General features: G+C 71.2%; 8 protein-coding genes and 1 tRNA gene. 3 read left to right on the top strand and 6 right to left on the bottom strand.

Features of this window, described 5'->3' with window-relative positions; all coding sequences use genetic code 11:
- Together FDZ70_04150 and FDZ70_04145 are read right to left on the bottom strand one after the other, a co-directional pair.
- Positions 1–686 (bottom strand): alpha/beta fold hydrolase (locus FDZ70_04150; protein ID TLM78507.1); only part of this gene is annotated, 686 nt, incomplete at its 3' end.
- 23 nt (positions 687–709) lie between these two features.
- Positions 710–785, bottom strand: a tRNA-Ala gene (locus FDZ70_04145).
- A 196-nt stretch (positions 786–981) separates the two neighbouring features.
- Between FDZ70_04145 and FDZ70_04140 the strand changes: the two genes are divergently transcribed.
- Positions 982–1,200: a hypothetical protein gene (locus tag FDZ70_04140; GenBank protein TLM78506.1), complete on the top strand. Its 219-nt coding sequence runs from the start codon at positions 982–984 to the stop codon at positions 1,198–1,200.
- A 20-nt stretch (positions 1,201–1,220) separates the two neighbouring features.
- Here the strand turns inward: FDZ70_04140 and FDZ70_04135 are convergent, their stop codons facing one another.
- On the bottom strand, positions 1,221–2,036 hold the full coding sequence (locus FDZ70_04135; protein TLM78505.1) for a polysaccharide deacetylase family protein: 816 nt from the start codon (positions 2,034–2,036) through the stop codon (positions 1,221–1,223).
- A gap of 32 nt (positions 2,037–2,068) precedes the next feature.
- Here FDZ70_04135 and FDZ70_04130 point away from each other — a divergent pair, with 32 nt between their 5' ends.
- Positions 2,069–2,728, top strand: coding sequence for a TrkA family potassium uptake protein (locus FDZ70_04130; GenBank protein ID TLM78504.1), 660 nt, complete (start codon positions 2,069–2,071; stop codon positions 2,726–2,728).
- Complete coding sequence (locus FDZ70_04125) at positions 2,725–3,165, top strand: TrkA family potassium uptake protein (protein TLM78503.1); 441 nt, start codon at positions 2,725–2,727, stop codon at positions 3,163–3,165. Before FDZ70_04130 ends, FDZ70_04125 begins: the two co-directional genes overlap by 4 nt.
- Before the next feature lie 9 nt (positions 3,166–3,174).
- Here the strand turns inward: FDZ70_04125 and FDZ70_04120 are convergent, their stop codons facing one another.
- The 3 genes from FDZ70_04120 to FDZ70_04110 form a co-directional block, all read right to left on the bottom strand.
- Positions 3,175–5,028 (bottom strand): APC family permease, encoded by a 1,854-nt coding sequence (locus tag FDZ70_04120; GenBank protein ID TLM78502.1) that lies wholly within the window; start codon positions 5,026–5,028, stop codon positions 3,175–3,177.
- Positions 5,029–5,677: 649 nt separating this feature from the next.
- A complete protein-coding gene (locus FDZ70_04115) occupies positions 5,678–5,905 on the bottom strand; it encodes a thioredoxin family protein (protein ID TLM78501.1) in 228 nt (75 codons plus the stop codon).
- 9 nt (positions 5,906–5,914) lie between these two features.
- On the bottom strand, positions 5,915–7,972 hold the full coding sequence (locus FDZ70_04110; GenBank protein TLM78508.1) for a rhodanese-like domain-containing protein: 2,058 nt from the start codon (positions 7,970–7,972) through the stop codon (positions 5,915–5,917).
- Between the last annotated feature and the right edge of the window lie 90 nt (positions 7,973–8,062).

The following is an 8,062-nucleotide window of genomic DNA, read 5'->3' as shown; positions in this document are numbered from 1 at the left end:
TGGCGCACGAGGTTGTTGACCCCCTCCATGCGCCCGATGGTCTTCACGAACCACCCGAACGCGGCCGCGGTCACTCGGTGCCGGAGGGCCGAGACGAACAGGCGCTGCGCATGCGGCGGGCGCAGGGCGCGGACGACGTTGCGCAGGACGGCGATGCGCCACCGGTCGTACTTCATCGCCCGGTGGGTCGCGCACGGCGACAGCAGGATCGCCGAGTCGATGCGGTCGCGTAGCAGCTCGAGTGAGGCGAGCGCGAGGATGCCGCCGAACGAGAACCCCATGATCGACGCGCGTGCGTGCCCCTCGGAGTCGAGCAGGTCGCCGACGGTGCGGGCGACGAGATCGCTGGAGAACGGCTCGGCGAACGGCGCCGAGAGCCCATGGCCGGGCAACTCGAAGAAGTAGATGTGGAACCGCTGCGCCATGAAGCGCACGAGGCCGATGTAGTCACTGATGGCCGAGTAGGTCGCCGGCACCATGACCAGCGGAGGGCCGTCTCCGCCGGTGATGAAGTGCAGGCGCGTCAGCGGCAGGTCCGCGAAGCGCAGCTCGAGCCCGGCGTCCGCCGCGCGCCGCGCGAGGTCGGGATAGCGCTGCTCGTAAGCCTCCACGCCAAGCGCGCCTTCCACCGAAGTCCCGTCAGGTCCGTGCCGCGGGCAACCGTAGCACAGGCCGGCTCCCTGCATCGGGGCCGGCCTGCGGTGTGTCGTGGTGGAGACGAAGGGGCTCGAACCCTCGGCCTCAGGCTTGCAAAGCCCGCGCTCTCCCAGCTGAGCTACGTCCCCGTGAGCGCGAGCGAGTATAGCACCGAGACGCGGGCTCGCGCCTCACGTCCCGGCCCGAAGCATGGCCGCACTGCCGAGTTCATGGGGCGCAAGCAGGCCGACGTGATCGCGATCGACTTCGCGTTCGCGGAAGTCGCCGCACGGGTACAACGTTGACATAGGAGCAACACGCGTACGACGCGACGGGGGGCTGAGGATGGACTGCGAATGCCTGGCCGGATGCCCGTTCTTCCACGACCGCATGAGCCGCATGCCGTCGATGTCGGACCTCTGGAAGCAGAACTACTGCCAAGGCGACAGCCTACACTGCGCACGGCACATCGTGTTCGCGTCACTGGGCACGGAGTCGGTGCCGCCGGATCTGTACCCGAACGAGGTGGACCGGGCGAGGTCGATCGTGTCGGGCGGGCGCTGAGGCACGGATGACCGCCTCCCTCACGGGGCGGACGCGCAGAGCTCGGCGGCGGGCAATTGCCGGAACTCGAAGCCTTGCGCGCGCAGGCGCGGGAGGAGCACCCGGAGCGCCTCGACCGTCTCGATGTTGCGCAGGTGGAAGCAGATGACGTCGCCGTCCGAGACCTCGCCGATGCGGCCGAGGATCGACTCGCGTGTCACCGAACCGTCGAGCGGCCAGTCGTGCGGGTCCTTCGTCCACATCACGGTGCGATAGCCGAGGGCGGCGAGCGCCTCCTGCGTTGTCGTCGTAGTGTCGCCGTGCGGCGGGCGGTAGAGCGGCGTGGGCGCCGTGCCGGTGACGCGCTCGATGACGAGCGCTGCGTCCACGACCTCGGCGCGCCGTAGTGTGCCCGGGAGGCGCGGCACGTGCGGGTGCGTGCTCGAGTGGTTCGCGAGCAGATGCCCCGCGTCCGCGATCGCGCGCGCGGAGCGCGGGTGCTCGAGCGTCCACTTGCCGGTGAGGAAGAAGGTTGCGCCCGCATCCTGCGCGCGCAGCAGGTCGAGCAGGGGCGCGACGGTGTCGTCGCCCGCGTTGCCCGCGTCGAAGGTGAGGTAGACCGCCTTCGCGGGCCCGTCCGCCGGCAGGCCGAGCACCGGCTCGGGCGAGACGGGCGGGCCGCTGCGCGCCGAGTACGCCGGCACGAGCGCGGCCGCGAGGACCGCGAGGACCGCGAGCCCCGCCGCCGTGCTCCATGCCGCGACCCGCCACCGCTTCACGCGCCCACCTCCGCGGATGAGTGTAGCGGGGCGAGCGCACCCGCGCCCCCGGCGCACGGGTGTAGACTCACACGGCACGCCCCGACCGGCTCAAGGAGGCTCGCGGCACGATGCACGTGGTCATCGGCGGTTACGGACGCGTGGGTAGGTACCTCGCGCACATGCTCGAGAAGCAGGGGCACACGGTGTCGGCGATCGACCACGACCCGGGCGCCTTCGAGGAGATCGGCGAGATCTCGGGCCAGAAGCTCGTGGGTCCGGTCTACGACCGCGGCACGCTGGTCGCCGCCGGCATCGAGCGGGCGGGCTGCTTCGCGGCGGTCACCGCGGGCGACAACAGCAACATCGTCTCGGCGCGCATCGCCAAGGAGACGTTCGGCGTCGCCAACGTGGTCGCGCGCATCTACGACCCGCGCCGCGCGGAGCTCTACCGCGAGATGGGCATCCGCACCGTCTCTTCGGTCGAGTGGGCCGCCTCGCGCATCCTGCGCATCATCGGCGACGAGGGCCAGCTCTCCGAGTACCAGTTCGGCGAGGGCGAGGTCGAGATGCTCGAGCTCGAGATCCCGGCCCGCGCGGTCGAGAAGCGCGTCGCCGACGTCGAGACGCCGGGCGAGATCCGCATCGTCGCGATCGTGCGCGAGCACGCCGCCACCGTCCCCGCGCCGGGAGAGCGCTTCCGCCCGGGCGACCGCGTGTACGCAGCCGTCGCATCGGGGAGCGTGGACAAGTTCCGCGCCCTGCTCGGCATCAAGGAGGTGCGGCGATGAAGGTCCTCATCGTCGGGGCCGGCAAGGCCGGCGCCTACCTCGCGGGCAAGCTGCACACCGACCACGCCGTCACCGTCATCGACCAGCGCCAGGCGACGCTCGACCGCCTGCGCGCGTGGGCGCCCGACGTCCACCTCGTGCACGGCGACGCGTGCGAGCCGGCGATGCTCGACCACGCGGGCCTGGCGGGCGCAGACCTGGTGGTGGCCGTGACGGGCGATGACGAGGACAACCTCGTGGTGTCGTGGCTCGCCAAGACCCGCGGCGGCGTGGCGAACGTCATCGCACGCGTGAACCACCCCGCCAACACGTGGTTGTTCTCGGAGATGTGGGGTGTGGACTGCGCGCTGTCACCGCCCGCGCTGATCGCGAGCGAGGTGCTCGACCGCATCGCGGCGAGCGACCCCGGGCGCGACGACGGCGCACCGGTGGCCTGAGCGTAGTCCCTACCCGCCCTGCGCCTCGAACTTGATGTGGTACGGGACGTCGACCACGATGACGCCCGGCTCGTCGTAGAGCGCCGTCTTGATCCACAGCGGCGTCTGCGTGTGCAGCGTCGCGTCGGCGATGTCCTCGGGCACGAACTCGGGCAGCACCACCGTGACGACGTGGTCGGGCGTCGGACGCTCGATAGCGCGGATGTAGCGCTCGATGGGCCCGATGATCTCGCGGTACGGCGACTCGAGCACCGTCAGGCGGATGCCGAACTCACTGCGCCCCCACTCCTCCTTGAACGCCGCCGCCTTGTCGCCCGAGACGTCCACGTAGACCGCCTCGACGTCGTCGGCCGACAGTGAGCGCACGTACTGGATCGCGCGGATGAGCCGACGGTCGATGGCCGAGACGAGCAGCACGACGTGGTTGTGCATGCGGTTCACGGAGCGCCACGAGGCCTTGAGCCGCTCCTCGGGGCCGAGCGCGAGGCGTCGCGCGGCCGCCGCGTAGCGTCGCTTGACCCACAGCGAGTACGCGACCATGAGCGGCACCACGACGACGATCAGCCACGCCCCGTGGCTGAACTTCGTGATCGCGATGACGGCAAGCACCACGCCCGTCGCGACCGCGCCCGTCGCGTTGACCGCGATGCTCCAGTGCCAGCCCTCCTCGCGGCACTTCCACCAGTGCACGACCATGCCGGCCTGCGAGAGCGTGAAGCCGGTGAACACGCCGACCGCGTACAGCGGGATGAGCAGGTGCGTGTCACCTTTGAAGAAGACGAGCAGGCCGGCGGCGACCGTCGAGAGCACGATGATGCCGTTGCTGAAGACGAGCCGGTAGCCGCGGTCGGAGAACTGCTTGGGGACGAAACCGTCGGTGGCCATGAACGACGCGAGGCGGGGGAAGTCCGCGTACGCGGTGTTGGCGGCGAGCACGAGGATGACCGCGGTGGCGATCTGGAGCACGAAGTACAGCACGGTACGGCCGAAGACGCCCTCGGCGAGCTGGCTGACCACCGTCGCGCCGCCCTCGCTCGGCGTCACGCCGCTCACTTGGGCGAGCAGGGTCGTGCCGACGAACAGGAACAGCAGGATGCCCGCCATCCACGTGAGCGTCCGCCGCGCGTTGACCGCCTCGGGCTGCTTGAACGCCTGCACGCCGTTGGCGATCGCCTCGACGCCCGTCATCGCGGTGCACCCCGACGCGAACGCGCGCAGGACGAGGTAGAGCGTCAGCCCCTGGACCGCTTCGCCCGCGTGCGGCTCGACGTGGATGGTGCCGCCCGTCGCGACCTTCACGAGCCCGGCAATGATGGTGATCCCGAGCGTGACCACGAACAGGTAGGTCGGCCCGGCGAACAGAGCGCCGGACTCGCGCACGCCGCGCAGGTTCGCTATGGCGAGCAGCACGACGAACCCGAGGCACATGTGGATGCGGTACGGCGCCGTCGCCGGCCATGCCGAGGTGATCGCCGCGACGCCCGCCGAGATCGAGACCGCGACGGTGAGGATGTAGTCGACCAGCAGCGAGGCGCCGGCCGTCAGCCCCGGCAGGACGCCGAGGTTCTCCTTGGCCACGATGTAGGAGCCGCCGCCGCCCGGATACGCCTTGATGGTCTGCCGGTACGACACCGTGACGATGACCAGCAGCAGCCCGATCCCGGCGGCGACGGGCAGCGCGAGCGAGAGCGCCGCCGTGCCCGCGAGCACGAGCATGAGCAGGATCTCCTCGGTGGCATACGCGACCGAGGACAGCGCGTCGCTCGAGAAGACCGCCAGCGCGACGGGGTTGGACAGCCGCTGGTGTGCGGCCTGTTCGTTGGCGAGCGGGTTGCCGAGCAGGAAGCGCTTGAGGTTGGGCATGTGGTCCTTCTTCGCGGGTGAGGGCCGACCGGCGCGGCTCCGTCGGCAAGAGCACACTAGCCCGACGCGCGCGCGGGGGCAACGGCGCTCGCGCGGGGGGCGGTGGTCGCTTCCGCCGGGCCGGCGTCACCGGTGACGTCACATACGACGTCGCCGGCGACGTCGTATGTGACGCCGGCGCCCGCGTACACCTTGGCCGTCACGCGGTCCGACCCGGTCGCGACACGTGTCAGTGACACGGGTCACAGGCGATCCCAGGCTCCGACAGGCGGTCGAGCGACGGGCGGCCCCTGCGAGGGGCCGCCCGTTTCGCGTTCGCGGTGCGAGGACTGATGGGCCGGGACGGCTTTCGCAGCTCGAGGCGCCCCTCCAAAGAGCCATCCTTGCGGGCGGTCTTTCCGGTCTCGGGGTGTTCTCCCCGCCGGCGCGGTCCCGCATGTTCCCGTCGAGGCTTCCGCCCGGCCTTCCGGCGGTTCAGCGTCGATCGCTCGCGAAGCGAAGCGCCAGCAACGCCTCGCTCCCCGAGTGGACCGGCCTATCCGGCATGGCCTTGGTCAGTCGCCCCGGCCCGGGTCCTCATGCGATAGGTATACCCGCAACGCGCGCGTGTGACGCACGTCCGCGGGGCCAGGCAGCAGCGCGGGCGCGGCTACTTCAGCGCGTCCATGCGCGCGCGCAGGTCCACCTCGGTCATCTCGCCGACCTGCATGCCGGCGGTGCTGCCGTCCGAGTTCACGAACACGAACGTCGGCACGTACTGCACGCCGAACGCCTCGGCCAGCTTGTCACCCTCGGGCGACGAGTCCACGAACCGCCGCACCTCGACCTTGCCCTCGAACTCCTTCGTCAGCCTGTCGACCACAGGCTTCATCTTCACGCAGGCCGGTCAAGTGCTGCCCGAGAACTCGATCAGCACGGGCCTGCCGTTCGTCTGCACCTTGGCTGCGCCACCCGCCGTACCGGCGGAGTCGCCCTGGACGACCTCGCCGTCCCACGCGGCGATGCCCGCAGTGAGGTTGTACACCTGAGTGAACCCCTGGGCGCGCAGGTACTCCGCCGCGTTGAGCGAGCGGGCGCCCGTCGCGCAGTACACCGCGATGGGGGCGGTCTTGCTCCAGCCGGCGATGGCGGCCGGCACCTGGTCGACCGGCACGTTCTCGGCGCCCGGGATGTGGCCCGACGCGTACTCGGCCGCGGTCCGCACGTCCACGACGCGCACGCCCGACGCCGCATCGGCGATCACGGCGGCGAAGGCCGCGTTGTCCACGTTGCCCGGCTTCGGGCCCGCGGGCTTCGTCGCGAGGTACACCACCACGGCCGCCAGCACGGCGACGCCCACCCACAGTGCCCACGGGGTCTTGCGGCGCACGGGCGCTGGCGCGGGCCTCTTGGTCGCGTTCGACACGGCTTCCTCCACCGTCGGTGTCTCGTGCGGGCGGCGGGAGCATACCCCACGGGGTATCCCTCCTGCAAGCGCCGTGCCGCCTGATGCCCGCCCCCTCGCACGCACCCGGCCCGGGAAGTGCAAGAATACCGGCACTGCCGGGTACAGCACTCGTGAGACCGCGCCCGCGCCGCCGCGCGCGCGAAAGGGGGACAAGCCGAGCCGATGGCCGCCGCACCGCCGACAACCGCCTCGGTCCGCCGCGCCGCCGCGCCTTCGTTCCCCGATCCCGGCGCCCCCATGCGCTCCGACCTGCTCACCGCAGAGCGCGCCGCCGAGCGTGCGCGGGCCCTCGGCGCGGCCCAGAAGGTCGCCGACGCGAAGTCCCCCGCACGGGCGACGCCGCTCCTCGGCCTCGTCGACGACGCGTCCGCCCACCTCGAGTGGTGCAACGAGCAGCTCGCGGCGGCCGCGCGCGAGCAGCGCGCCGTCTCTCCGGCGGCCGAGTGGCTGCTCGACAACTTCTACCTCGTGCAGGCGCAGGTGCGCACGGTCCGCCAGGACCTGCCCGCGCACTACGGCCTCGAACTGCCGCGGCTGGCCACCGGTGACTGGGCCGGCTTCCCGCGCATCTACGAGGCGGTCGTCGAGCTCGTCGCGCACACCGACGCGCGCTTCGACGAGGAGTACGTCATCGAGTACCTGAACGGCTACCAGGACACCGCGCCACTCTCGATCGGCGAGGTGTGGGCGTTCCCGATCATGCTGCGCGTCGCGCTCATCGAGAACCTGCGGCGCATCGCGCATCGCGTCGCGACCTCCCAGCTCGCCGAGTCCGCCGCCGACGACGCCGCCGACGCCCTGCTCACCGCGGCGCAGGACGCGCCGCAAGGAGTGGCATGGATCCTCGCCGAGATCGACCGCCTGCGTCCCGAGGTCGACCCGGTCTTCCTGCGCCGCCTGGCCCAGCGCCTCCAGGGCCGCGAGTCGGTCACGGAGGAGATGACGCGCTGGCTGGAGGCCCGCGTCGCGCGCACCGGGCGCACCTTCGAGGAGATCGTCCACGCCGAGCAGCAGGAGCAGGCCGCCGACCAGGTCTCGGTCGCCAACTCGATCACCTCGGTCCGCCTGCTCGAAGCGCTCGACTGGCACGCCTTCTTCGAGAGCTGCAGCCTCGTGGAGCACATCCTGCGCGAGGATCCCGCGGGCGTGTACCCGCGCATGGACTTCCGCAGCCGCGACCGCTACCGCCACGCGCTCGAGGGCATGGCACGCCGATCGCAGCTCACCGAGGTCGAGCTCGCCGAGGCGGTCGTCAGCTCCGCGCTCGACCGGCTCGCCGCCGACCCCTCGGACCTCTCGCGCGGGCACGTCGGCTGGTACCTCATCGCCGGTGGCCGCTTCACCTTCGAGCGCTCGGTCGGCTACCGCCCGCACCTGCGCGAGCGCGCCTACCGAGGCCCGCTGCGCGCCAAGGGGCTGATCTACTGGGGCATCCTGTACGGCACGGCGATCGTACTCGCGTTCCTGCTCGCGGCGTGGATGGCCGCCGGCGGCCATCCCCGTCTCTTTTACACATCTCCGAGCCCACGAGAACTACTAGTGTCGGCGAAGCGTCATAGAGTAGCCTGTAATAAATAACAGGGCCAC

This window comes from Actinomycetota bacterium (assembly GCA_005774595.1).
In the GTDB taxonomy this organism is placed as follows: domain Bacteria; phylum Actinomycetota; class Coriobacteriia; order Anaerosomatales; family D1FN1-002; genus D1FN1-002.
The sequence above is the reverse complement of the archived record's forward strand: the minus strand, read 5'-3'. Positions and strand labels throughout refer to the sequence as shown.

Coding starts and splice junctions, on each gene's coding strand:
- FDZ70_04140 (TLM78506.1), top strand. CDS start 982: ATGGACTGCGAATGCCTGGCCGGATGCCCGTTCTTCCACGACCGCATG.
- FDZ70_04130 (TLM78504.1), top strand. CDS start 2,069: ATGCACGTGGTCATCGGCGGTTACGGACGCGTGGGTAGGTACCTCGCG.
- FDZ70_04125 (TLM78503.1), top strand. CDS start 2,725: ATGAAGGTCCTCATCGTCGGGGCCGGCAAGGCCGGCGCCTACCTCGCG.
- FDZ70_04120 (TLM78502.1), bottom strand. CDS start 5,028: ATGCCCAACCTCAAGCGCTTCCTGCTCGGCAACCCGCTCGCCAACGAA.
- FDZ70_04110 (TLM78508.1), bottom strand. CDS start 7,972: ATGGCCGCCGGCGGCCATCCACGCCGCGAGCAGGAACGCGAGTACGAT.